The following is a 24,751-nucleotide window of genomic DNA, read 5'->3' on the forward strand; positions in this document are numbered from 1 at the left end:
CGAGTAGCAGTCAGCGCTCGGAGTTCTCCACCAGTGCCGCGACGGCGTCGATGCGCCGCCGGACCGCCGAGGCTCCGATGACGTCCGCACGGGTGCGGGCCGACGCCAGAGCGCGGGCCGCGAGCCGTCCGGTGCGGGCGTGCTCGATGCGGAGACCGAGATACGCGTCCTCCGCGCTCCATCCCTCGAAGCCGCGGGCGACGTGCAGGCGCCGCGCGGCGTGCAGATGGCGACCCGCTCGCTCGACGTGACCGGTGGCCAGGGACGCGTCGGCCAGGTGGTGGTGCACCACGCCGAAGACGCTCGGGGCGACCGACACGGTCTGCTCCGCGTAGGGCAGCAACCGTTCGTACACGTCGGTGCACACCAGTGTGTTGCCCACCGTGGCACCGGCACGGGCGATGAAGGTCATCGACATCAGCCAGAGCATGTCCGGGGCGATCGCCGCGAGCCGTTGCTCGTCGTACCAGTCCATCAGCTCGCGCGCCTCGTCCATGCGTCCGACGTCGGCGAGCGAGGACGCCACAACCGGGCGGAACGCCGGGATCAGGTCGAACATCGTGGCCATCTCGTCGCGCCGATCCGCGAAGTGCCGGAGATCTCCGCGCATCGTCCGGAGGGTGAGGATCGACGTGTGTTCGCGGCCGTAGGTGTGGCTGCCGAGCGCGGCGTCGGGCGTCTCGCAGATCCGTGCCAGCACGGTCTCCGCGCGCACCAGTCGTCCTGCCGACACGTCCACGCCGAACTTGGAACACACCATGGCCCAGGTCATCTCGGGGTCGTCCGCGAGATCGGCCCGGGTGACCGCTGCGAGTGTCGAGTCGGCGCCGCCGAGGTCGCCGAACGCCTGCTGGGTCCTGGCCAGGATGGTGGCGGCGGACGGATCGCGATGCCGCCGAGACGATGTCGACTCCAGCTCGACGAGACGTGTCATCGCCTCCTGGCGCAGATCCCAACACTGGGGCACCAGGAGGCACCACAGCATCGCGCGCAGCGCGGCCTCGAGGGCACTGCGGTCTCCCACCGAATGCGCCAGCGTCACAGCCTGTTCGAGAAGGTCGCGGCGTTCCTTCCAGTCATCGGTCCAGCTCAGCTCCATGGCCAGCAGAACCAAAACCTTGGCCGTGGCGGCACTGTTCGCGCGGCCGGAGTCCTCGAGGACGTGCAGTGCGTCGTGCAGGCTGTCGAGTCGTTCCGGCAACGGGTCGAACATCTGGAACAGGCCCGCACCACTGATCGTGTCCGCCAGCGTCGCGTCGACCTGCAGGTCGACGTCGCCCAGTCTCCGCGCCATGGCGATCGCGTCGAAGAGAGTGGCCCGGTAGGACCGGTCGATGCACTTGCGCTGCGCCCGGCCGAGGTCGATCAGCAGTCGGCACCGCTCGCGGGAGTCGCCGTGCGGCACCATCTTCCGAAGGGCGGTCCGGTACCCCACCACCGCGTCCTCGTACGCGGACACCGCGTAGGCGGCGTCGCCGGCACGCCGCGCGTAGAGCGCGGCCTCGGAGCGGTCGGAGTCCAACGCCCTGCCGAAGTGGTACGCGATGCGCGCGAGTTCGTCGGCGGTGGTGTCGGCACCGAGATCGACCAGGGCCCGAGCCACGTCGGAGTGCATCTGCGCTCGCCGCGCCCCGGGTATCGCGTCGTACAGAGTCGACTGCACGAGAGCGTGTCTCATCATCAGCTCGTCGTCGGTGTCGCCGGCGACCAGGAAGTTCACGGCCAGCAGTTCGTCGAGGGTCTCGGCGAAACGGAGATCGGACGGGATCGTCGAGGCGGCCCGCAGCAGCGGGCGCGAGACCGTCACCCCGGTCACCGCGCACAGTTCGAGCAGAGTGACTGCGTCATAGCTGAGTTCGCGACTCGCGAGACGCACCGCGTCCGTGACCGTGAAGGGGAGCGAGCCGCCGGGTTCGCGCTCGTGTGCCGCGATGACGGCTGCGACCAGCAGGGCGGAGCCACCCGTCCGTGCCACGATGGCCTCGGGGTCGAGGGTCGAGTTCTGCTCGCGAAGGAGGTCGTGCACCGCGGCCAGAGACAGTCCGCCCAGGGTGATCTCGCGGAACCCCGCCGACAACCGGATGACGTCGAGGGTCGCCTGGAGTTCCGGGGACACGAGGTTCTCGTCCCGCATTGTCGCGAGGATGCAGAGTCGGTCGTTCTGCGTCGACCGCGCGAGATGGCGGACCAGGGCGGCCGTCGTGCCGGAGGCCCACTGCAGGTCGTCGATCACGAGCAGGGTCGGGGCCTGTCGAGCGGGCCCGACGAGCCACCGCTGCACCGCGTCGGACGCCCCTGTGCGGTCGTCGTCCACGTGCGGGGGGATGAGGTCCCCGAATCGACGTGCGGCCCCGGGGATGATGCCGAGGATGTCGGCGCCGTTGGTCCGCAGCCACTGACGCGCTCCGATGACGCCGCGCGAGTCGAGGTCGCGGGTGACCGCCTCCACGAACGGTTCGTACGGGATGGTCGAGTGTTCGCTGCAGCGACCCGACACGACGTCCGCGCCGGCGGCGCGGGCACGCTGCATCACGGCGCGGGCGAGTGACGTCTTCCCTGCCCCCGGCGGACCCGAGACCAGGAGAAACCGTCCATGACCGGCAGCGGCCGCCTCGAGGTCCTCGACGATGCGGCTCATCTCGACATCGCGTCCGACGAAGGCGGATCCCACCGGCAGCTCCTCGCGCTGCGCTGGGGTGGTCTCGGTATCGTCCTCCAACAACTCCAGGTACAACGACTGGGTCTCGCGTGAGGGGCTCACCCCGAGCCGGTCCGCCAGCACCGCTCGGCATCGCGCCGCCGCCCCGAGAGCCTGTCCGCGGTCGCCCAGTGCCACGTAGCCACGCATGGCGATGCGGTACGCGCTCTCGCGCAGGGGGTCGGCTGCCAGCAGGGACTCCGCGGAGGACACGGCGTTCTCGAACGCACCGAGATCCATCGACGCGGTGGCGTCCGCTTCGAGGGCCGTGAGCCGCAGGTCGTCGAACTCTCGCCGGACGTCGTCCGCCCACGCGCCGTTGGCTCCGACGAGCACGGGTTCGGCGAGCAGACGCAACGCCGTCCGGGCATCGCGGGCACGGTCCGCGGGTGATCCCTCCGTGCGGCGGCACGCGTCCCGGATCTCCTCGAGATCGACCGTGGTGTCCGGCGGAAGAGTCAGACGCACCATGCCGGTACGGGACACGATCGACGTACCCGCGATGTCTGCGGCGTCGAGAACGTCCCGCACCTTCGAGATCACCCCGCGCAACACAGAATTCCAGGTGCGCGGCCGCTTCTCCGGCCAGAGCAGGTCCGCCAACTCGTCGTGCGAGACCTCTCGATGGCGATTGACCGTCAGATACGACAGCAATTCGACGCAGCGCGGCCCACCGATGATGCGGGGATCGACCACCCGAGAGCCACGCTCGACGGTGACGGCACCGACGAGTCGGACGGAAGCGGGTGAGTCACTCGTCACCGGACAAGTCTAGTCAGCTGTACGTATTCGCGCCGCACGCAGGCACTTTTGCACTTCTTGTGCACGCGTCGGGCACGGTGAGTCAAGGAGAATCCGGCCGACCCGGCCGGCGCACGACCCTCAGGAGCGACCCATGCCTCGAACCTCCGTCACGGCCTGCCTGCTGGCGGGGTCCGTCGCCTCGCCCCTGTGCCCACAGCGGAGCCACCGACTGGGTTCCGGCCCGTCCTGCGGTACCGCGGACGTCGCGTCCGACGGGATGTTCACCTACTCGCGTACGGCGTCCGTGGACCGGTGGGAGGACGACCCGTCGTCCTTCGGCTCCGATCGTTTCACCATCGTCGTCACCGACGGCGACCACGAGGTGGGGGAGATCGTGATCACGCCGGTGTTGTCCACGAGTGCGACGGAACCGATCACGGCCGTCGGCGTGGTCACCACCGAGGGCACCGTCGTGACGTACGAGCACGACGCGGCGGCGTCCGCACGTCGCCGACCGCTCACGGAATCGTCTCCTCCGCGGGGGCCGCGCGTGACGGGTGCGCACCATCGACTCGCCGTCGTCCGCTTCGGTACCGAGACCTGCGATCAGACGTTCCAGGTGTTCGTGTCCGACGGTGTCCGCGGCACCACGTCGTACCTGCTCGGCGTCCCCGACGGCCCGCTCGACCGGTGAGACGCCGACGGGGTCGCCGCGGCCGAGTGATCGACCGTGACGACCCCGTCGGGACGTTCGCGAGTGGCTACTGCTCGTCGGAGCCGATGATGAACGCCTCGAGCTGCTGACGAGCGATGTCGTCGGCGAGCTGCTTCGGCGGGCTCTTCATCAGGTACGCGGACGCGGGCACGACAGGTCCGCCGATTCCGCGGTCCTGAGCGATCTTCGCTGCACGCACGGCGTCGATGATGACGCCGGCGGAGTTCGGGGAGTCCCAGACCTCGAGCTTGTACTCGAGGTTCAGCGGGACGTCACCGAACGCGCGACCCTCGAGGCGGACGTAGGCCCACTTGCGGTCGTCGAGCCAGCCGACGTGATCGGACGGGCCGATGTGCACGTCCTTCGCATTGAACTCACGCTGCAGGTTGGACGTGACGGCCTGCGTCTTCGAGATCTTCTTCGACTCGAGGCGCGTGCGCTCGAGCATGTTGAGGAAGTCCATGTTGCCGCCGACGTTCAGCTGCATCGTGCGATCGAGCTGGACGCCGCGATCCTCGAACAGCTTGGCCATGACGCGGTGGGTGATGGTGGCACCGACCTGGCTCTTGATGTCGTCGCCGACGATGGGCACACCGGCGTCGGTGAACTTCTTGGCCCAGACCGGATCGGACGCGATGAAGACGGGCAGCGCGTTGACGAACGCGACCTTCGCGTCGATGCAGGCCTGCGCGTAGAACTTGTCGGCTTCTTCGGATCCGACGGGCAGGTAGGAGACGAGCACGTCGACCTTCGCGTCACGCAGTGCCTGCGCCACGTCGACCGGCTCCGCGTCGGAGATCTCGATGGTCTCCGAGTAGTACTTGCCGATGCCGTCGAGTGTCGGGCCGCGCTGGACGCTGACGTCGCTCGGGGGCACGTCGGCGATCTTGATGGTGTTGTTCTCGCTGTTGAAGATGGCTTCGGACAGATCGAAGCCGACCTTCTTGGCGTCCACGTCGAACGCGGCGACGAACTCGACGTCGCGGACGTGGTACTTGCCGAACTTCACGTGCATGAGGCCGGGAACGGTGGTGTTCTCGTCGGCGTCCTTGTAGTACTGCACGCCCTGAACCAGGGACGACGCGCAGTTACCCACGCCCACAATGGCCACGCGCACCGCAGTGCTGTTGTCACTCATGGTCGGGTTCTCCTTCTTTTCCGTATCGGGTGGCCGGAGCCGACGTGCTCTCCGGGTGTGCCACGGCCGAGGTGTCGGTCGTGGGTGCGGGCGGTGGACTCTCCGAAGTGATCGCCATTGCCTCGGCAGCGATCAATTCGTTGAGCCACCGCACTTCGCGCTCGCTCGACTCGAGGCCGAGCTGATGCAATCCGCGCGTGTACCTGTCCAACGACCCACTTGCTCGGCCGATGGCGTCGCGGAGCCCCTCACGGCGCTCCTCGACCTGGCGACGCCGACCTTCGAGTATCCGCATCCGCGCCTCAGCGGGGGTGCGCCCGAAAAAGGCCAGGTGTACGCCGAATCCATCATCTGTGTAGTTCTGCGGACCCGTGTCCGCGACCAGCTCGGTGAACCGAGCTCGGCCGGCCGGCGTGAGTTCGTAGACACGACGTGCCCGACGCTTGACGGCGCCCTGTACTCCGGGGTTCTCGACGATGAGCCCGTCCGCCTGCATACGACGCAAGGTGGGGTAGAGCGAACCGTACGAGAAGGCCCGGAAGGCACCGAGAAGGCCGGTGAGTCGCTTACGAAGCTCGTAACCGTGCATGGGTGTCTCCAGGAGCAGGCCGAGGATCGCCAGTTCGAGCATGTGCGGTCCCCTTCCTGTTCCGACCCGAGTCCGCGTCGAGATGACGCTCGCTCACTATAACCGCCACATGTATCGGACCGATATATGGGGGTACATGTAACTGTCGAGAACATGAACACGGGCCCCGTCAGGGATGGTGGGGGCTGACCCGCGTGACCTCACCGGCCAGGGTGGCCTGCAGGTATCCACCGCGGCCGTCCGCATCCGCGGCGTAGACCAGTACCTCCGGCACTCCCTCGTTGCGCACGATCACGTGGGTGACCGACGCGTCCGGTACCTCGACGAACGACGCGGACCCCGCCATCAGGCCCGCCAGTGCCGCGACGTCGAGCGCGGTGAGGTCGAAGGGCAGCTCGTCCGTCTCCCTCGGGCTCGTGGCGGCGGACTCCGCGAAGCCGCCGCGGACCGACACGTCGCGCACGCGGTCGCTCTCGGCGAGGCGGGTCAGGGAGGCGCGATCGTCCGACGGGTACAGCACCAACTCGGTGACCTCGGGGTCGCCGAATCGTGTGATCCACCGGTCGCGGAAGTCGGCCAGGCCCTCCGGGGTGTCGAACACGAAGGGTCGCGCGACGATCGGCGTCACGGTGCCCGCGGCCGTCGCTATCGGGCCGACGGACGACGACGGAGCCGCGACGCTCGGCGACGACGGCGCATCGGATCCGCGGACCGCCAGCACGACGGCGACTCCGAGGACGAGGACCACGACGAGCAGACCCACGATCACCGGGCGCCGGGACGGTCCGGGTGCGGGCCGTATCGCCTCGGGCAGCGGTACGGCCGCCTGCAGATCGGCGGCCAACGCGTGGAGATCGCCCAGTGTCGTCGCCGTTCTCGCCGCCGCCACCCGTGACCGGTGCTCGTCGAACGTCAGCTGCCCGTCCGCGTACGCGGTGTCGAGAGCGGTCGCGACCACGGCGCGATCGATGTCACGGGCGCGCAGTCGTCGATCCTGTCCGGTCGCCATCGTCGTCTCCTACTCGGTCGGATCGAACGGGGTGACGCTGAGGAAGTCGCCCGACAGGGACGCCTCGAGGTATCCGTCCGCGTTCACGGCCTCGTTGCTCGCGTGCAGGCTGATCGCGGGGCCGGCGCCGGTGTTCCGGACGAACAGGTACAGCGAGTCGATCTCGGCGATGTTCAGGCTCGCACCGGCGCCCAGAACCAACCCGCCGAGCACGCCGGGGCCCAGGTCGGCGAGGTCGACGGTCGCCGTCTTCCGGTCCCTGTCCGCGTCGTCCGACTGTCTCCATTCGCCGTCGCGGTACTGATAACGCCTCTCCCGGCCCGGATTGTCGGGACTCGGCGCCCTCAGCAGCGCGTACTCGGAGTAGAACATCAGCTCGTCGACGACGGTGGTTCCCAGCAGGATGCCCGTCGACGCCACGATGTCGTCCATCGCGCGCGGTTCGAGGTAGCCGGCCGAGCCGTAGGTGCCGGTCGCGCTGTCGTCGGACGCACAGGCGCGGACACCGAGGAACAGGAGTGCGGCGACGACCAGGAGAACGGCCCACCGGATCACCGCGCTCAGCACGCTCGGCCGACCCCGACGGGAGAGCCCCGCGGCTGCCGTCCCGGGCGACGCCATCGGAGCCAAATCGGACTCGCCCTGCAGATCGCCGATCAGATCGTGGAGGTCCTCGAGCGCACGTGCATCGGTGGCGAGGGCGATACGGGTGGCGTGCTCCTCGGCGTCGATCTGGCCGTCCGCGAGCGCACGGTCCAGCGCGGCGCACGCGTGCACTCTGTCCTGGTCACGCGCTCTGACACCCACAGATCGGACCGTCGGCATCGCCAGATGGTAGGCCCGTGGACCGGGTCCCTCAAGTGCTCCGGCTCCACGGCTCCGCTCCCGCGCACGGGACGGGGTCGAGCACCACCCCACCTCGACGGCGCACGTACTCTGGTCACCGTGAGATCACAGCGGCAGGTGGTGGACTACGCGTTGCAGCGCAAGTCGCTGCTCGCCGAGGTCTACTCCGGACGAACGGCGATGGCCCAGGTCTGCGACGCCGATCCCTACCTCCTCCGAGCGGCCAAGTTCCACGGTCGGCCGTCCACCGTGGCGTGCCCCATCTGCCGGAAGGAGCAGCTCACGCTGGTCTCCTGGGTGTTCGGAGAGAAGCTCGGGACGATGAACGGCTCGGCCCGGACCGCGGACGAGCTCACCCGCCTCGCCGGCACGCAGGAGGAGTTCTCCGTGCACGTCGTCGAGGTCTGCCGAACCTGCAGTTGGAACCACCTCGTGCAGTCGTACGTCCTGGGTGCCGTTCCGGCGCCCAAGAGCCCCCGCACACGCTCCGCCTCCCGCCGACGCACGGCCAGTGAGTGACGGACGCAGGTCGTCGGCGGTACCGTCCGTCGGTGGTCCCCCGCGCAACCGAGTCGAACGAGCCCGACGCACACGTGACCGTCGCCACCTGGTCACACGTGCGTCCTGACAGTGGAGTACGTGAGTGAGTTCCCCCTACGACAGTTCCGGTGACGATCGCGGGCGTCCGTCCGGCCGCCACGGTCGACCCGACGGGCCCGGGGAACCACCGCGTCACGGGCGCCCGAGCCACGAGCCGGTCCGCGATCCCCAGCAGCGGCCGTCGGGCCCACCCCCACCGCGTGCGCCTCGCCGGGACGGCCCCGGTGGTCCCCCGCCGAGCTGGCCGCCGGCCGATCACCCGCGGCGCCCGGCCTACGGTCCGCCGTCCTACGACGATCGTGGACCGGACACCACCCAGATTCCCCCGACCGCGCCCCCGCCGCGGTCGCAGGCGTTCTCGCAGCCGCGCCCGTACTCGGACGATCCACGGGCGACCGACGTTCCACCCTCCCGGCCCGTGACGTCCCACTCGCGTGGCGACGCCGACGGTGACCGGGACCGGTTCGGTGGAGGACCCACCGAACCGCCATCAGGAGGTACTGCCACGAAGACGAAGAAGAAGTCGAAGTGGAAGGTCCTGCGGCGCACGCTGTACGGCTTGATCGCGCTGGGCATGGTCGTTCCGGTCCTGGTGTTCATGGTCGCGTACGTCGTCGAGGACGTTCCGCGCCCCGGTGACATCAAGACCAACCAGGTCGCCACCGTCCTCGCGTCCGACGGAACGTCCGTCCTCGGCACGGTGGTCCCTCCCGAGGGCAACCGCACCGACGTCGAGATCGGACAGATCCCCGAGCACGTCCGCAATGCGGTGTTGTCGGCCGAGGATCGTGACTTCTACTCCAACCCCGGATTCTCGGTCACCGGCTTCGCACGCGCCGCTCGCGACAACGTGCTCGGGCGCGACAGCGCCGGTGGTGGATCCACCATCACGCAGCAGTACGTGAAGAACGCGCTCGTGGGGTCCGAGCGGACGCTCACCCGCAAGATGCGCGAGCTGGTCATCTCCTCGAAGATGGCGCGTCAGTGGACCAAGGACGACATCCTCGCCGCGTACCTCAACACCATCTACTTCGGCCGCGGCGCGTACGGCATCGCGGCGGCGTCGAAGGCGTACTTCGACAAGCCCGTCGAGCAGTTGAGCGTCGAGGAGGGTGCCGTGCTCGCGGCCACCATCCAGCAGCCCTCCGGACTCGATCCGGAGAACAACCCGACGGGTGCGCAGAGCCGCTGGAACTACGTCCTCGACGGCATGGTCACGATGGGTGCGCTCGATCAGACCCAGCGTCAGGCGATGCAGTACCCGCAGTGGCGACCGCTCGCCTCGGTGGATAGCGGCGACGCCGCCGACGCCGGCCCGAACGGACTGATCAAGAACCAGGTGCTCAAGGAGCTCACCGCGTCGGGCATCAGTGAGCAGGACCTGAACACCGCCGGACTGCAGATCACCACGACGATCGATCCGCAGGATCAGCAGGCCGCCATCGACGCCGTGAACTCCAACATGGAGGGTGAACCGTCCGAGCTGCGCACGGCGTCGGTGTCGATCGACCCCCGCACCGGTGCGGTGCGCTCGTACTACGGCGGTGTCGACGGCCGCGGCTTCGACTTCGCGCAGTCCGGCCTGCAGACCGGTTCGTCGTTCAAGGTCTTCGGCCTGGCGGCGGCTCTGGATCAGGGCATCCCGCTGTCGCAGATGTACGACAGCTCGCCGCTGACGGTCAACGGCATCTCCATCGGCAACGTCGAGGGCGAGTCCTGCGGCACCTGCACCATTGCCGAGGCTCTCAAGCGGTCGCTCAACACGAGCTTCTACCGGTTGCAGCTCAGCCTCGACGGCGGCCCGCAGGCAGTGGCCGACATGGCGCACCGCCTCGGTATCCCGACCGAGGTCGAGGGCATCGGCGAGACCCTGACCGAGCCGAACGGCGCCGGCCCCAACAACGGCATCGTGCTCGGGCAGTACCAGTCCCGTGTCATCGACATGGCCAGCGCGTACGCGACGCTCGCCGCATCGGGTACCTACCACGCACCGCACTTCGTGCAGAAGGTCGTGACGGCCGACGGCACCGTGTTGCTCGATCGCGGAGCGGACCCCGGCGAGCAGCGGGTCGACCCCGCCGTCGCGGACAACGTCACGGCGGCCATGCGTCCCATCGCGGGCTACTCGAACGGCCACAACCTGGCCGAGGGACGCGCCTCCGCCGCCAAGACCGGCACCGCGCAGCTCGGTGACACCGGCGAGAACAAGGACGCCTGGATGGTCGGGTACACGCCGTCTCTGGCGACGGCCGTCTGGGTCGGTACCGAGCAGGGCCTCCCGCTGGAGAACAGCTACGGGGGACCCATCTACGGCTCCGGACTTCCGTCGGACATCTGGAAGGACACGCTCGACGCGTCCCTCGAGGGCTCGCCCGTCGAGTCGTTCCCCGCACCGGGTGCGATCGCCGGCCAGGCCGGTGTGCCGCAGTACTCTGCACCCGCGCCGACACGGACCGCGGCGCCGCCCACGTCCTCTTCCGCAGCGCCGGAGCCCACGACGCCGGAGCCCGTCGCTCCGCCGGTCGTCGTCCCGTCGCAGGTCGAGATCCTGCCGGGCATCACCATTCCGGTTCCCGGTCTGGCCCCGGCGCCGGCGGAACCTTCCGCCGTCACCCCGCCCGACGACGGGGCGGCTCCGGAGCCGGCCACGCCGCCCGGCGGCTAGGGGTGACGGGCAGGCCGGAGGCCGGTCGAGATTCGACGGGCAGGCCGGAGGCCGGTCGAGATTCGACGGGCAGGCCGGAGGCCGGTCGAGTTTCGACGGGCGGGCCGGAGGCCGGTCGGGACGACTCGTCCGACGAGTTGTTGGCGAGTCCGGGTGAGTTGGCGACGGATCGACGCTCCGCTCGTCGGCGCGATCGGCCGAGTCTGACCGACCCCATGGTCGCGGAGTTGTCGACGGTGGTGGGCGGCCCCGTGGGCAAGCACGCGTTGGTGGGGCGGCAGCGCCACATCACGCCACTGCGCGTGATCTTCGCGTTCACGGTCGTGTTTCTCGCGCTGGGCTGGTTCGGGAAGGCCGCGTGCATCCAGCAGGCCCCGAACAGCCCCGGCGGCGAGCTGGGACTCGACTGGAGCGGGAGCCGTCAGTACGTCGCGATGTGTTACTCCGACGTGGTCCCCCTCTACGGAGCGGAGCGACTCGATCAGGGCGCGTTCCCGTACAAGAAGTCGTGGGAGGAAACGGGTTCCGACGGTTCCACGATCACCCGGTACATGGAGTATCCGGTGGTGGCGGGGCTGTACCAGTACGTGTCGATGCAGGTGGCCCACGCGTGGTCTGCAGTCCCGTGGTTGCCGCAGGCGCTCACGGTCGCGCTGTATTTCAACGTGGTGGCGTTCGGCTCCGCCCTCGCCTGGCTCGTGACGATCTGGGCGACCACGATGTTGGCGGGACGTCGGGTGTGGGACGCCGCGCTGGCCGCGTGTTCCCCTCTGGTGATCGTGCACGTCTTCACCAACTTCGACGCCCTCGCAACGGCATTCGCCTCCGGTGGGTTGCTGGCGTGGGCGCGACGCAGGCCGGTGCTGGCCGGTGTCCTGCTCGGCATCGGGGGCGCGACGAAGCTCTACCCGCTGTTCCTGCTCGGTCCGCTCCTCGTGCTGTGCATCCGCACGGGGAACATCAGGGACTGGTCGCGGACCACGGCGGCGGCGCTCTCGGCGTGGGTTCTGGTCAATCTGCCCATCGCACTGCTGTTTCCGCGCGGCTGGTCGGAGTTCTTCCGACTGAACTCCGACCGCGGCGCCGATCCGGACTCGCTCTACAACGTGGCCCGGTCGTTCACCGGCTGGGCCGGATTCGACGGCCCGCTCGGTCCCGGCGAGAAGCCGGTGATCCTCAATCTCGTGACGGCGCTGCTCTTCGTGGTCGTGTGCCTCGCCATCGGCTGGGTGGCGCTGACGGCTCCGCGGCGTCCTCGCCTGATGCAGCTGTGTTTCCTCGTTGTCGCCGGTTTCCTGCTGACGAACAAGGTGTGGAGTCCGCAGTACTCCTTGTGGCTGGTGCCGCTCGCGGTCCTGGCTCTGCCGCACCGGCGAATCCTGTTGGCGTGGATGACCATCGACGCACTCGTCTGGGTTCCGCGGATGATGTACTACCTGGGCGTGGCCGACAAGGGTCTGCCCGAGCAGTACTTCACGGCGACCGTCCTGGTGCGCGATCTCGCCGTCGTCGGATTGTGTGTCCTGGTGGTGCGGCAGATCTACCGGCCGGTGGACGATCTGGTGCGTCGCAGCGGCGACGACGATCCGGCCGGTGGTGTGCTCGACGGAGCACCCGACGCGTACCCGTCGTGGGTGCCGGCGATGGTGCGTCCGCGGCCCGTCGAGGTTCCGATCGCGGATGCGGCGCCACCGCCTAGGGCACCGCGGTCACCGGCCACCGACCCAGCTTGACCAGTCGGACGGCGACGGAGCCGAAGATGCGGTGCCCGGCAGACTCGGACGTGCCCACGACGATCGCGTCGGCACGCAGTTCGTCGCCGACGGCGGCGAGTCCCATCGCCGGGTCGCCGCGGAACGTCCGGAACTCCCAGTTCACGTGCTGGTGCTCGCCGAAACGCACCACGTGGTCGCGGATCTCGGTGAGCAGCTGGTCCGCCACCTGGCTCCCCGAGTCGTAGACCACGCCGCTCGCCTGCGCGAAGGCGCCGGCCGCCAGCGTCTGCACGTAGACCAGCACGAGCTTGGAGTGCTGCCGGCGCGCCAGTCCGGCGGCGTACGCGGCCGCCCGCCAGGAGGAGTCGGAGCCGTCGAGGCCCACGACGATCAGCTTGGGGCCGTCCACTCCGTACTCGAAGACGGAGGGATCGTTCGACGAGGTCACGACCCGAGCCTACGACTCCTCGTCAGGAGAGGTACGGACGGAGCTGCGGCAACGCTTCGCCCGCGTGCTTGGCGTTGATGCCGTCGCCGATCGCCTGCAGCTTCCACTCGCTCCCGGCTCGGTACACCTTGGCCATGACCAGCCCGGTGAACGGCATGCCGCCCTGCAGCGTGAAGCGTGCCAGCTCGGTGTTGATCGTGTTGTCGACCAGGCGGGTGAAGGCGTTCGCCACCTGCTCGAACGTCTGCCCGCGGTACGAGGTCACGATGAAGACGATCGAGCTCACATGGACGGGCACCCGCGTCAGGTCCACCGTGATCACCTCGTCGTCGCCCTCGCCCTCGCCGGTGAGGTTGTCGCCCTGGTGGACGATCGACCCGTCCTTCGACCGCAGCTGGCCGAAGTAGACGACGTCGGCGTGCTTGTCGCCGGAGAACATCAGCGCCGAGGCGTCGAGATCGACGTCCGCGCTGCGCCCGCCTCCGAAGAAGCCGGCCTTCTTGATGGGGTCCCAACCGAGGCCCATGCGGATGGTGGTCAGTGCGACGCCACCGTCCTTCTTCAGCGTCACCTTCTGACCCTTGGTGAGGCTGACGGGCCGAGCCTTCGTCAGGCTCACCTCGGCGGGGGCCGCGGGCGCAGAAGGTGCCGCGGGCGGCGGCGTGGGGGCCGGCGGAGGTGTGGGAGCGGCAGGCGGAGGTGTGGGTGCAGCAGGCGCAGGCGCAGGCGCCGCTGCGGGAGCGTCGTCCACCGAGACCCCGTGGTCACCGACGAGAGCGGCGAACCCGCCCGCGTAACCCTGGCCCACGGCACGGACCTTCCAGCCGTCGCCGCGCCGGTACAGCTCGAGCGCGATGACGATGGACTCCGTCGTGAGGCCGTCCACGGTGTACGAGTAGAGCGTCGCACCGGTGCCGCCGTCGATCACGTGGGCGGTGGGCGCGGAGACGCGTCCGAAGCTGCTCGACGAGTCGTCGAGCGTGACGACGACTCGGATCTGCGTGATGTCGGCCGGGACCGCGGCGAGGGTCACGGCGACTTCCTGCGGCCCACCCTGGCCCGGAACCAGCTGCACACCGGGGCCGGAGGGCTGGTTGAAGAAGACGAAGTCGGCGTCGGAGCGAACCTTGCCGCTGTCGGTGACGAGCAGGGCGGAGATGTCCGCCGGTGCGGTCAGCTCGAGACCGATGCGAACGGTGGCGGTGGACAGAGGAGCATTCTGTCCCTTGGTCAACGGCTGTGCAGCCACGTCTCGTCCTCTTCCGGGGTGGTCGGGTACGTCCGAATTCAGCGTACGTGTGTCGGCGGGGCAGCGGCGGAGCCCGACGTGCCGGCCGTTGCCCGGAACCAGTGCAGGATCTCCTCGCTCGCAGCACCGCCGGACCGTTCGGTGACCACCAGCCCGGGGGCGTCCCACTGCAGCAGTTCCAGTTCACCGTGCCGCGGACGGATGGCGGCGGTCGCGGCACGAAGCATCTCCGCGTCGAGGGCGCCGTCCCCGGCGGCGAGCACCGGGGCGTCGGCCTCCAGAGTTCCCGCGTTCACGCACCGTCGGCGCACCTCGGCGACGGCATGCGACTTGCACACCGCGTCGGGCATCGCATAGACCTTGCGGCCCTGCCGGGACACGCCCCAGCCGCGCTCGGTGCACCAGTGTGCGAACTCGTCGACGAAATCCTCGGGCATCGTCTCCACGTTCACGACGAGGTAGCAGAACAGATCGTCCGCCGTCCGCTGCGTGAGCACCCACGAGTCGTCGCCCCGCCGTGTCATCTCCGCGGTCACCTCCGCGAGCGGCACCGCGGACCCGGCGACGGCGTCCTCGACGGCGCGGCGCCAGTCGAGATCCGGCTCCCCGTCGACGAGGATGGTGGCCCCGTTGGTCGTGATCGCGTGCCGCCAGGGTGCTCCCGGCAGGGCGATGCGTCGGAACTGCTCGACGGTGCGCGTCGTGGTCGGCACCACCACCACCTCGGACGCGAGGCTGGTGAGCAGGTCCGCGGCGCGTGCGGTCATGTACGACAGCGGCGCACCCTCGTAGTACTCGACGCAGCGCACGTCGTCGTCGTGTCCGTCCGTGCGACCCTCCGCCAAGGCGGCGGCGCTGTAGATCATCGTGCGGTCGAGATCGGTCGCGACCAGTGCGGTCCTCGCCTCGGTCACGAGACGTCCCGGACGAGACCCATGCAGGAGTAGGCGAGATCGGGAACGACGTCCACGGGCACGCCCCTCGACTCGGCGAGCATCCGGATGTGGCGGTGCTCCGGCGCCTGCGCGTCGCGCACGAGAACGCGCCACGGGACCCGGCGGAGCAGCACGCGGGTGGTCTCTCCCACTCCGGGTTTGACGAAGTTGACCGTGCTGATGCCGTACTCCTCCCGTACGCGCTCGACCGAGGCCCAGCCACTCCACGTCGGAGTCCGGTCGGCGGACCGCACCGTCGACAGTCCCTCTACCACGGCGTCCGCGACGTCGTCGAATCTGGCGGACACGCTGTCCAGCAACAGGTTCGACACGTCCACCGCGGCGAGGTCGGCGTAGAACTTGGCGCCGTGGAACTCACCGGGCCCGATGAGCGTGTCGTTGAGCACGGTGCGGGAGATCAGGCCCGACACCGTCGAGTTGAGGCATGCCGACGCGATGAGGAAGTCGTCGCGGGTGCCGTAGGTGGTCACACAGTGCCCGGGGTCCGCCAGTACCGCGAGCCGGTCGTCGAAGCGGGGGCCTCCCGCCCGGTGCACCGCGTCGAGGGCGGCGGTCAATTCCCGAGTGATGGCGCCCTTGCCGGTCCACCCGTCCACGAAGACGACGTCGGCCGGGTCGTGGTGACGGGCGAGATTATCCAGTGCGGCCGAGTCGATTCCGCGGTCGCGCACGATGGACACGGCGTAGTGCGGCCACGTCAGACCGCGCACGTCCCGCGCCCAGCGGCGCATCAGGATGCCGATGGGGGTGCCGGCGCGGGCGAGAGAGGCGAGCACCAGGTTCTCACCGCGCTCGGCGATCACCAGATCGGTGACGACGCCGACCGCGGTGGCGAGGCGCGTCGCGCTCTCCTCCAGGACGGTGGCGAACAGGTCGCGGTAGGCGGCGTCGGGTTGATACTCGACGGGCAGGCTCTCGGCGTAGTGCGCTGCGCCCGACTGGATCTGCTGCTCCCGCGACGCGGTGTCCGCCTCCAGCGAGACGTGCGAGAGATCCTTCAGGAGCCAGGACACCTCGTCCGCCGCGTAGGACCCGAACGCCGGACCGTGCAGCGGTGCCGTCATCGAGACCCCGTCCGCAGCGAGTGCGGATCCGCCGCCACCACGGCGACGGTGACGTCGATACCGGTGCGGGTGAGGGCGTCCACGAGACCGTCCGGACCCGTCAACGCCTCGGTGTCCGCGGGCGGATCCACGACGAGAAGAATGGGGCTCGGCGCCGCCTCGTCCGGTACCCGAGCATTGTAGAGATGACGTCGGCCACCGGCCGCGGGTTCCGGTGCGACGAACGAGAAGCCGCGCCGCAGCGGGTAACCCGGCTCGTCGAGCACATGAGCGGGTGAGCGGGTGGTGGTCTGGAACAGTGTCGGCGTTCCGCGGTCCGACAGTGCGCGGGCGATGCGGAGCGGGAGGTACATCAGTTCCTCGTGTCCGATCACGACGGTGGTGCCCGAGCCGAGGCGCAGTCGCAGCAGATCGGCCGACTCCTCGACCGCGGCGTCGAAGGCGGCGACGTCCTCGGCCCGGAAACCGTGGCGACCGCCGTCGGGCACTCCGGCCGGCCAGGGCACGTCGACCCTGGTGACGGTCCCTCGGTGGGGAGCATCCACCGGTGCAGACGCAGCGGGTAGCGCTTCCACGACGGCGATGATGTCGTCGGGCAGATGCACGGTGCCCGTCGCGAGCGACACCGAGTCGATGACCACCCCGAGTTCCGCAGCGACGCGGTCGGTCTCGCGGCGCTGATCCGCCGAGCGCATGTCGACGAGCGAGGCGATCACGTAGCGCGCCCGCGGCGCGAGTGCGTGCACCGCGCGAATGGCACCGAGGGCCGTCGTTCCCGTGGAGATCTCGTCGTCGACCAGGACCATCGGGAGGTAAGAGGGCAGGTCGCGCTCCGGATCGGTGGGTAGGAGGCGATGATCCGTCGCGTGCGAGTGGCCCTCCTCGAACTCACCGTGCACGGCGAATCCCTCGACGGGTCGACGGGTCGAGTGGATGTAGGACCGTGCGCCGAGGCGCGTCGCCACGCAGTGACCGAGTCCCGTCGCGGTCTCGGCGAATCCGAGTACCACCACGCCGTCGTCGTGCCCGGCGAGCACGTCGGCGCACAGGGAGCCCAGGAGCTCACCTGCTCGGATCACCTCGGCCGGGTCCTGCGGGATGTGTTTGCCCAGAACGGTCGACACCAGCAGGTGTGCCCGGCGTGGGTTGCGCCGCAGCCCCGGCTGCACCAGGTCGCCCACCCGCCGGCCCACCGACGAGGTGCCGTGCTCGAGGACGAGCCCCAGTTCCGCTGTCGCCCAGGGCAGTCGACGGCCCATCGCGCGGCTCATCGTGCAGTGCCGGTCGTGGACGCGGGACGCCTGGCCAGTGCCTGCATCACGTCGACGAACGACACACCCTCGGCGGTGACGCCGAAGACGGCGGCGCGGCGCAGCGTCTGCTCGGCCCACGGCCGGTGCGGACCGAGTTCGTTCATCTTGTTGCCGTAGCCGGAGGCGAGGACGCCGCCTCCGCCGGAGGACGACGCGATGGCCTGTGCATCCTGATACTCCTCGTGGGTGACCACCGACAGCGAGTGCACGGCGGCGACGTGGGACGGGTGGATGACGGTCTTGCCGTGCAGCCCGTTGGCACGGTCGAGCGCGACCTCACGGAGCAGACCGTCGATGTCGCGGCTGACCAGCTGCTGGCGGAAGCGGACGGCGTCGTGCTCGGCGAAGGGCGTGGCTCGCAGCATCGGGCGGAACAGCCGCTCGTGGTCGGCGAAGTACTCCCAGACCGGGCCGGTGACGACGAAACCCGTTCCGTCACTGCGCCCGAGGTGGTTGACGATGGCGCCGATGGTGTCCGCGACCACCCGCACGTCGTAGATCGTCAGGTCGCGGTCGCGTCGGATCCCGAAGGCGCCGCTCATGTCGGTGGCACCGACTCGCACCGCCAGGACGCTGTCGCGGTATCGGTCGAGCACGTCACGTGCACCGGCCAACTCGTCGTCACGGGTCTCCCGGTAGACCATCTCGCGGGACTCCATCACGGGCATGACCACCAGGTGTCTGCCCGCTGCGGCCGACCGAGCGGCCACCTCCTCGAGAAACTTCTCGCCGCTCTCCGGCCGGAACTTGGGAAGAACGAAGCCGTGCAGGACGTCGATGCCGGTGGTGAGACGGTCGCAGACGTGGTGCATGTCCTCCGCCGTGCGGACGCGGACGAAGACGGCGGCCTCGGGCGGATCGACGGCGAGTGCGTCCAGCGCGGCGACGACGTGTCCGCGCGCCGCTTCGAGGTCGGCGTCGGCAACGGCGTCCTCGAGATCGAGCACGACGGACCGGGAGCCCTCGGCCGCGCGCTTGCGTACCGTCTCCACCAGGTTCGCCCTGGTGGCCGGGACGTAGAGCGTGGCGCCCAGGGCGAGCGCCCGCGTCGTGAGGTCGCTCTCCGCGGTCACGGCGACGGGCGGGCGGTGGAACAGGTACTCGAGTGTGGCGGGTTCCAGGTGAGAGAAGTGCTGCACTGCAACCCCTTTCGTATCAGGTCCGACTCTGTCGGCCGCGGATGCGGTCGACCACACCGGAGATGAAGTCCTCGACGGAATCGAGTTCGCGCAGGTACGCCCAGTAGTCGGGTCGGCCCGTTCCGAGTGCCGCGGCGGCCCTCTCGATCCGTGCGAGCTGAGCATCCAACACCGAGCCCCATTCGGCAACCAGTCCCCGGTCGACGGCCAGCAGCTGCGCGTCGCGCAGCCGGAACCGGACGCGGCGATCCACGGCCCCGGGGTCGTCCCGCACCTCGCGCAGGCGTGCCAGGCGTCCGGTGACGGCCTCGATGTCCGCCTCCGCGTCGGCCAGATGCTGCCGTGCGGCGGTGATCCGGTCGAGTGCCTCCTCCGGATCGCCTCGGTCGCGTGCGGTCGCCGCGTCGTCGATGTCGCGGGCCGCCTCGACCATGTGGGTCTCGCAGTTCTCCCGAGCTCGGGAGAGATCGTCCGAGCTGGCGGCCACGAACTCGCGCAGCAGGGCGGAGTAGGCGGGCGCGATGTACTCGGCCTTGGTGCCGACCGCCTGGAGCCGAGTGCGGACCGATGCCAGGGCGGTGGACGCCGATCCGGCGCGGCCGGGTGCCTCGGCGAGTGCCTGGCGGAGATCGTCCGCGGCGGAGCGCACCTGCGCTGCGCGGCCGGTGACCGCGGTGCCGCTGCCCCCGGATTCCGCCGCCGCGAGACCGTCCAGTGCACGGTGTACCGCGGCGACGGCGTCACGCACGGAGCGATAGTAGTGGTGCGGTTCCGATCCGGTGACGGTTGCCAGCACCGAGGTCGCCGCGGTGCGTGCGTCGTTCGCCAGGCGCGGGACCGCGGCGTACTCGAGCGTCGCGTGCTCGAGCCGTGCCCGGTGCGCCTCGTAGAACTGGTCGACCGCGGCGCTGGCGGCGGAGAGGTGGGCGATGGCGGTGGCGAAGGCGTCGTACGCCTCCTCGCTCGCGTCGGACTCGGGGCGCTCCGTGGCCGCCAGATACGAGGCACCCGCTGCGAAGCACTGCTCCTCCACCGGCCGCCAGCGCGCTCGCAGACTGTCGTCCGACCTGCCCAGTCGTTCCAGCGCGTCGACCCCCGCGGATGCGATCGACTGACGCTTGTCCATGTCGAGGAAGGTCCGGACCGTGTCGGCCCGGATGGCGGCGACCGCCTCGGTGCGCGCCCGGCCGCGGCTCAGGCGCCCGGGCCAGCGGTGTGTCACCCGCCCGATGGTACTGGCGGCGCCGTTCTCGGACGCGCCGGCGATCTCGAGTCGCACCGGCTCGCGGGAACGCTGGTGCGATGCCACACGTTGGGGGTATGAACGCGAGTGGACAGCACTTTCCAGCACGCGACCGGTAGCACGCAACCGAAAGGACTCGAGCCATGGGCGTCAGCCTGACCAAGGGTGGCAATGTCTCCCTCACGAAAGCCGCACCGAACCTCACGGCCGTCTCGGTGGGTCTCGGATGGGACATCCGCACGACCACCGGCACCGACTTCGACCTCGATGCCAGCGCCATCGCGCTCGGTACGGACAAGAAGGTGGTCAGCGACCAGCACTTCGTGTTCTTCAACAACCTGAAGAGCCCCGACGGGTCGATCGAGCACACCGGTGACAACACCACCGGTGAGGGCGACGGCGACGACGAGGTCATCAACGTCGAGCTCTCCGCCGTGCCGCCGAACATCGACACCATCAACTTCCCGGTGTCCATCTACGAGGCCGACGCACGCTCGCAGTCGTTCGGCCAGGTCCGCAACGCCTACATCCGCGTCGTCGACAAGTCCAACGGCACCGAACTCGCCCGCTACGACCTCAGCGAGGACGCCTCGACGGAGACCGCCATGGTGTTCGGCGAGCTCTACCGCAACGGTGCGGAGTGGAAGTTCCGCGCCGTGGGACAGGGCTACGCCTCCGGTCTGGCCGGCATCGCCCGCGACTTCGGAGTGAACGTCTGACCCCTGTGAAGGAGTAATGTCCCGCTCGACGGGGCATTCGGTCCGAGTACCGGAGAGTGTTGCGCGTCGTCCTCGTCGGACGGCGCTGCGACACTCTCCGTTGCATGTCGGGGCAACGACGCCCCGTCGCCGGAGCCCGCAGGGATCGACACCAGAGAAAGGCCACCACCCGTGGTTCTACGCATCTTCGGATGGTCGTTCGCGATCACCGCGCTCGCCATCGTGGTGGCCTTCATCTACGGGAGCTGGCAGGCCGTCGCTCTCGTCGTGATCCTCGGCATCCTCGAGGTGTCGCTGTCCTTCGACAACGCGGTCATCAACGCGACGGTCCTGCGCCGGATGAGCGAGTTCTGGCAGAAGATCTTCCTCACCATCGGCATCATCATCGCCGTCTTCGGTATGCGGCTGGTCTTCCCGCTGGTCATCGTCTGGGCCGCGTCCGGCCTGGGCCCCGTGGCGGCGCTCCGTCTCGCGCTCAACCCGCCCGCGGACGATGCCGCCTACTTCCCCGACGGCAGCCCGTCGTACGAGACGCTGATCACCGACGCGCATCCGCAGATCGCCGCGTTCGGTGGCATGTTCCTGCTCATGCTGTTCCTCGGCTTCATCTTCGAGGAGCGCGAGCACACCTGGCTCTCGTGGATCGAGAAGCCGCTGGCCAAGGCCGGCAAGCTCGACATGATGTCCGTGATCGTCGCCGGCATCCTGCTGGTTCTCGCGGCCGAGTTCATGGCGGAGGACGACAAGATCTCCACGGTCATGGTGTCCGGCGTGCTGGGCATGGTCACCTACATCGCGGTGAACGGCCTCGGCAATCTGTTCCACGTCCCCGGTGAAGACGAGGAGGAGGAGACCTCCGGCGGGCCGTCGGACCTCGCGAAGGCCACCGGCAAGGCCGGCTTCTTCCTGTTCCTCTACCTCGAGGTCCTCGACGCGTCCTTCAGCTTCGACGGCGTCATCGGCGCGTTCGCCATCACCGCCGACCCCATCATCATCGCCCTGGGCCTTGGCTTCATCGGTGCGATGTTCGTGCGGTCGCTCACGGTCTATCTGGTGCGCAAGGGCACGCTCGACGACTACGTGTACCTCGAGCACGGCGCCCACTGGGCCATCGGCGCACTGTCGATCATCCTGCTGGTCTCGATCGGCGTGCACATCAACGAGATCATCACCGGACTCGTCGGTGTGGTCCTCATCGGACTGTCGTTCCTGTCCAGCGTGCGCCGTAACCGGCGCCTCGCGGCCGAGGGGCATGCCGACGACGCCAAGGTGCACATCCAGGAGTGACGGGCGGACCTCAGAGTTCGTCGATGTCGATCAGGCCGTCCTGCAGGGCCCGCGCGACCAGGGATGCCTTGGTCGGTGCGGGCCGGCCGACGGCCGCGTACTTCTGACGGATCCGCGTCAGGTGGGTGTTCACCGTTCCGAGCGAGAGGAACATGCTGGCCGCGACGGCCGGCTTGGAATCGCAGCGGAACCAGCTGATGAGCACCTCGATCTCACGAACCGTGAGGTTGGGGCGCTGGTAGGTGGTGCTGTCGGTGTGGCCATGGGTGCGAACGGTGGCCGAGCCGTCCTGATCCGGACGGCGCCATGTCGTGGTCGTCACTGGTGTGCCCTTGTTTCTCGTGTCCCTGGTTTCGGTCGAACTGCCGGTTTCTTCAACAGTCTCTCACCGAACAGTCGGTTTTGTCACCGTCCCCCGGAGGATGACTCGTCACGAACTCTGCCGGACGACTGCACACATTCTGTAAAAGGCGCAGGTCGACGGACGGCTCAGCTGTCGATGCGGCTGCGCAGAACGTCCCGGGCCGCCGGCCATTCGTCGTCGGTCATCGAGAACAGCGCCGTGGTGCGCCACGTTCCGTCGACGCGGCGACGATGCTTGCGCAGCAATCCCTCGAAGTGTGCGCCGAGCTTGCCGATCGCCGCACGGGACTGCTCGTTCAGTGCGTCGGTGTGCCACTCCACCCGCACCACGCCGGCGGAGCCGAAGGCGTGCTCGAGCAGAAGGAACTTCGACTCGGGGTTGATCCTGGTTCCCTGGGCCGAGCGCGAGAGCCAGGTGTATCCGATGGCGACGCTCCGATTCGAGGCGTCGATCTGATAGTAGGACGTCGTGCCGACCGCGACGCCGGTACGCGCGTCCCGCTGCAGGAACGCCCGCCGCGCCGTGTCCGCGAGGGCGGTGTCGATGTACGCGCGGGCGGTCGTGTCGTCGGACACGACGGATCCGGTCCAGCGGAAGATCGCGGGGTCGTCCGCGGCCGCCGCGAGCGCGCCCGCGTGATCGGGCGTCAGCGGCTCGAGGTGCACGTGCTCGCCGAGCAGGGGGACGGGATCGAACGGCGTGCTCACACGGGTACCTCCGCTTCGGCGTCGGTCCGGCGGCGCGGGGACCGGGTGGGACGGGCGTCGAGAGTGCGGCGACGGGACCGTGCGAACAGGACGACGAGAACGACCAGCAGCACGGCGCGCACCCACACCCCGAACACCACGACGTTCTCCTCGGTGGTCGCGTCGCTGCCACTCGACAACGCGGCGAAGTACCGGAAGACGCCGACACCGAGTACGACGTCGGTGATCAGGTAGGCAGTCACCACGTGCCAGGGAACGTGCAACAGGACGAAGAACGGGACGAGCCACAGCGTGTACTGCGGTGAGTGCACCTTGTGGAACAGAAGGAACGCCACGAGCATCACCGCGCTGGTCTGCACCCAGGGGTAGGTGCCCTCCGCGAGACGTCGACGCCAGCCGAACCACAGCGCGGCGGCGAACGACAACAGCACCAGCAAAGGCGAGAGCACCGAGACCAGGCTCTGGTACGCCTGGTCGTTGGCGGCGCTCATGTCCGGCGTCGCCGACGGCACGTCGTAGAGGATCCGCAGTCCCCAGTACCAGATCGAGTTGGTCGTGATGTCGGCCTGCCGCATGCCCTGGAAGGCGAACGACGCCCGCCATCCGTCGTAGCCGAGGATCGCGAAGGGCAGGTTGACGGCGGCCACCACGGCAGCGGCGACGGCGATCACTCCGGCTGCCCCGCGCACGTCGAGTCGGCGCGGCGACCGGCGTGCGGACACGGGGGACTCCACCCCGCCCACGCCCCCGGCCAGGACGTACGACGCGAGCGGGAGAACGAAGGCGCCCGGATAGAGCTTGAGGCAGAAGCCCACCGCCAGGAGTGCCGACGCCAGATACGCCCGACGTCGGAGCGGCATGCGGGTGGACATCACGTACACGGCGCCGACGGTCGTCGCCACCACGGGGAGTTCCCAGTTGTGGAACGCGTAGAGAACCAGCGCGGGGCCGGCCGACCAGAGCAGCGCGACGCGGCCGCCGAGGCGTCCGAGCATCCAGGCGGTCACCGCGCCGAACGGTGCGAGCAGGAGCGCCGAGTAGAGGAGGAACTGGGCGTCGGTGTGGCTCGCCAGACCGCCGACCCACATGAGAAGTCCGCTGAGCACCGGGTACTCGACGGTTCCGCCGGTGAGTGTGCCGTCGGCGGAGATACCGCCGGTCAGGTAGGGGAACAGGTGCTGATCGATGCCGCGGTCGAGCCACAGGAACTGGATGTCGGAGTAGCAGACGGACAAGTCCTTGATGCGGTCGAACGCCAGACTGCGTCCGGTCTCGTCGAAGGGTGCTCCCGCGCACCGCGCCTTGTTGACGTAGCCGAGCACCATCGTGATCACCGAGATCGCGGTGACGGCGGCCGCCGTGGCGACCCCGGCGCGGCCGGAGATCGTCGCGCGGCCGGTGGTCATGAGGACAAGAGTAGGTGCCCCGGACCTCGCGCCGTGCTGTCCGCACCGTCGATCCGCCGATTTCGTGGTGAGCCGCGGTCCAGGTACCCTGGACCGGTTGCTGACGCAACGACCCTCCTGTCACGGATCGTCCGTGA

21 protein-coding genes are annotated in these 24,751 nt (G+C 69.2%); 6 read left to right on the forward strand and 15 right to left on the reverse strand.

The features are described from left to right. Nucleotides 1-10 precede the first annotated feature (10 nt). Nucleotides 11-3,460: an ATP-binding protein gene (locus J4E04_RS00720; RefSeq protein ID WP_490149687.1), complete on the reverse strand. Its 3,450-nt coding sequence runs from the start codon at nucleotides 3,458-3,460 to the stop codon at nucleotides 11-13. 133 nt (nucleotides 3,461-3,593) lie between these two features. Between J4E04_RS00720 and J4E04_RS00725 the strand changes: the two genes are divergently transcribed. After that, nucleotides 3,594-4,136, forward strand: coding sequence for a hypothetical protein (locus J4E04_RS00725; protein WP_056440918.1), 543 nt, complete (start codon nucleotides 3,594-3,596; stop codon nucleotides 4,134-4,136). Between the two features lie 67 nt (nucleotides 4,137-4,203). On the opposite strand, the gene J4E04_RS00730 is transcribed toward J4E04_RS00725, so the two are convergent. The 4 genes from J4E04_RS00730 to J4E04_RS00745 form a co-directional block, all read right to left on the reverse strand. Continuing rightward, nucleotides 4,204-5,295, reverse strand: coding sequence for an inositol-3-phosphate synthase (locus tag J4E04_RS00730; protein ID WP_027506003.1), 1,092 nt, complete (start codon nucleotides 5,293-5,295; stop codon nucleotides 4,204-4,206). Beyond that, the gene (locus J4E04_RS00735; RefSeq protein WP_027506004.1) at nucleotides 5,288-5,926 is read right to left on the reverse strand and encodes a PadR family transcriptional regulator; all 639 of its coding nucleotides are present in this window, start codon (nucleotides 5,924-5,926) and stop codon (nucleotides 5,288-5,290) included. Before J4E04_RS00735 ends, J4E04_RS00730 begins: the two co-directional genes overlap by 8 nt. A gap of 127 nt (nucleotides 5,927-6,053) precedes the next feature. Next, nucleotides 6,054-6,893: a DUF1707 SHOCT-like domain-containing protein gene (locus J4E04_RS00740; protein ID WP_490149688.1), complete on the reverse strand. Its 840-nt coding sequence runs from the start codon at nucleotides 6,891-6,893 to the stop codon at nucleotides 6,054-6,056. A gap of 9 nt (nucleotides 6,894-6,902) precedes the next feature. Continuing rightward, nucleotides 6,903-7,700, reverse strand: coding sequence for a DUF1707 SHOCT-like domain-containing protein (locus J4E04_RS00745; RefSeq protein WP_490149689.1), 798 nt, complete (start codon nucleotides 7,698-7,700; stop codon nucleotides 6,903-6,905). A gap of 138 nt (nucleotides 7,701-7,838) precedes the next feature. Here J4E04_RS00745 and J4E04_RS00750 point away from each other — a divergent pair, with 138 nt between their 5' ends. The 3 genes from J4E04_RS00750 (at nucleotide 7,839) to J4E04_RS00760 (ending at nucleotide 12,737) form a co-directional block, all read left to right on the forward strand. Next, entirely contained in the window at nucleotides 7,839-8,258 is a 420-nt protein-coding gene (locus J4E04_RS00750; protein WP_056695695.1) for a DUF5318 domain-containing protein, read from the forward strand. Between the two features lie 655 nt (nucleotides 8,259-8,913). After that, a complete protein-coding gene (locus tag J4E04_RS00755) occupies nucleotides 8,914-11,004 on the forward strand; it encodes a transglycosylase domain-containing protein (protein WP_081821327.1) in 2,091 nt (696 codons plus the stop codon). Nucleotides 11,005-11,219: 215 nt separating this feature from the next. Next, nucleotides 11,220-12,737: a glycosyltransferase family 87 protein gene (locus J4E04_RS00760; protein ID WP_222638091.1), complete on the forward strand. Its 1,518-nt coding sequence runs from the start codon at nucleotides 11,220-11,222 to the stop codon at nucleotides 12,735-12,737. Here J4E04_RS00760 and J4E04_RS00765 read toward each other — a convergent pair. Genes J4E04_RS00765 through J4E04_RS00795 form a run of 7 tightly spaced genes read right to left on the reverse strand, consistent with a single transcriptional unit; the run spans nucleotide 12,700 to nucleotide 20,197 of the window. Further along, nucleotides 12,700-13,167 (reverse strand): universal stress protein, encoded by a 468-nt coding sequence (locus tag J4E04_RS00765; RefSeq protein ID WP_490149690.1) that lies wholly within the window; start codon nucleotides 13,165-13,167, stop codon nucleotides 12,700-12,702. The two genes, J4E04_RS00760 and J4E04_RS00765, sit on opposite strands and share 38 nt — an antisense overlap. Before the next feature lie 22 nt (nucleotides 13,168-13,189). After that, nucleotides 13,190-14,416 (reverse strand): TerD family protein, encoded by a 1,227-nt coding sequence (locus J4E04_RS00770; protein WP_490149691.1) that lies wholly within the window; start codon nucleotides 14,414-14,416, stop codon nucleotides 13,190-13,192. A 38-nt stretch (nucleotides 14,417-14,454) separates the two neighbouring features. Beyond that, a complete protein-coding gene (locus tag J4E04_RS00775; protein ID WP_490150597.1) occupies nucleotides 14,455-15,282 on the reverse strand; it encodes an HAD family hydrolase in 828 nt (275 codons plus the stop codon). Between the two features lie 44 nt (nucleotides 15,283-15,326). Beyond that, nucleotides 15,327-16,436: a cysteine protease StiP family protein gene (locus J4E04_RS00780; RefSeq protein ID WP_490149692.1), complete on the reverse strand. Its 1,110-nt coding sequence runs from the start codon at nucleotides 16,434-16,436 to the stop codon at nucleotides 15,327-15,329. Next, on the reverse strand, nucleotides 16,433-17,707 hold the full coding sequence (locus J4E04_RS00785) for a phosphoribosyltransferase family protein (RefSeq protein WP_490149693.1): 1,275 nt from the start codon (nucleotides 17,705-17,707) through the stop codon (nucleotides 16,433-16,435). Before J4E04_RS00785 ends, J4E04_RS00780 begins: the two co-directional genes overlap by 4 nt. Then, the gene (locus J4E04_RS00790) at nucleotides 17,704-18,888 is read right to left on the reverse strand and encodes an HpcH/HpaI aldolase/citrate lyase family protein (protein WP_056440932.1); all 1,185 of its coding nucleotides are present in this window, start codon (nucleotides 18,886-18,888) and stop codon (nucleotides 17,704-17,706) included. The genes J4E04_RS00785 and J4E04_RS00790 overlap by 4 nt, the downstream gene beginning before the upstream one ends. Nucleotides 18,889-18,904: 16 nt before the next feature. Then, nucleotides 18,905-20,197: a hypothetical protein gene (locus tag J4E04_RS00795; RefSeq protein ID WP_490149694.1), complete on the reverse strand. Its 1,293-nt coding sequence runs from the start codon at nucleotides 20,195-20,197 to the stop codon at nucleotides 18,905-18,907. A gap of 77 nt (nucleotides 20,198-20,274) precedes the next feature. Here J4E04_RS00795 and J4E04_RS00800 point away from each other — a divergent pair, with 77 nt between their 5' ends. After that, complete coding sequence (locus J4E04_RS00800) at nucleotides 20,275-20,850, forward strand: TerD family protein (RefSeq protein ID WP_027506015.1); 576 nt, start codon at nucleotides 20,275-20,277, stop codon at nucleotides 20,848-20,850. A 171-nt stretch (nucleotides 20,851-21,021) separates the two neighbouring features. Beyond that, nucleotides 21,022-22,137, forward strand: coding sequence for a DUF475 domain-containing protein (locus J4E04_RS00805; RefSeq protein WP_027506016.1), 1,116 nt, complete (start codon nucleotides 21,022-21,024; stop codon nucleotides 22,135-22,137). Nucleotides 22,138-22,147: 10 nt separating this feature from the next. Here the strand turns inward: J4E04_RS00805 and J4E04_RS00810 are convergent, their stop codons facing one another. The 3 genes from J4E04_RS00810 to J4E04_RS00820 form a co-directional block, all read right to left on the reverse strand. Next, on the reverse strand, nucleotides 22,148-22,459 hold the full coding sequence (locus J4E04_RS00810; RefSeq protein ID WP_081821310.1) for a helix-turn-helix transcriptional regulator: 312 nt from the start codon (nucleotides 22,457-22,459) through the stop codon (nucleotides 22,148-22,150). A gap of 167 nt (nucleotides 22,460-22,626) precedes the next feature. Next, on the reverse strand, nucleotides 22,627-23,208 hold the full coding sequence (locus J4E04_RS00815; RefSeq protein ID WP_490149695.1) for a GNAT family N-acetyltransferase: 582 nt from the start codon (nucleotides 23,206-23,208) through the stop codon (nucleotides 22,627-22,629). After that, nucleotides 23,205-24,614 carry a hypothetical protein gene (locus J4E04_RS00820; RefSeq protein WP_490149696.1) on the reverse strand — a complete coding sequence of 470 codons (1,410 nt, stop codon included), beginning with the start codon at nucleotides 24,612-24,614 and terminating at the stop codon, nucleotides 23,205-23,207. The genes J4E04_RS00815 and J4E04_RS00820 overlap by 4 nt, the downstream gene beginning before the upstream one ends. Between the last annotated feature and the right edge of the window lie 137 nt (nucleotides 24,615-24,751).

It is taken from the genome of Rhodococcus sp. NFXS4 (assembly GCF_058139645.1).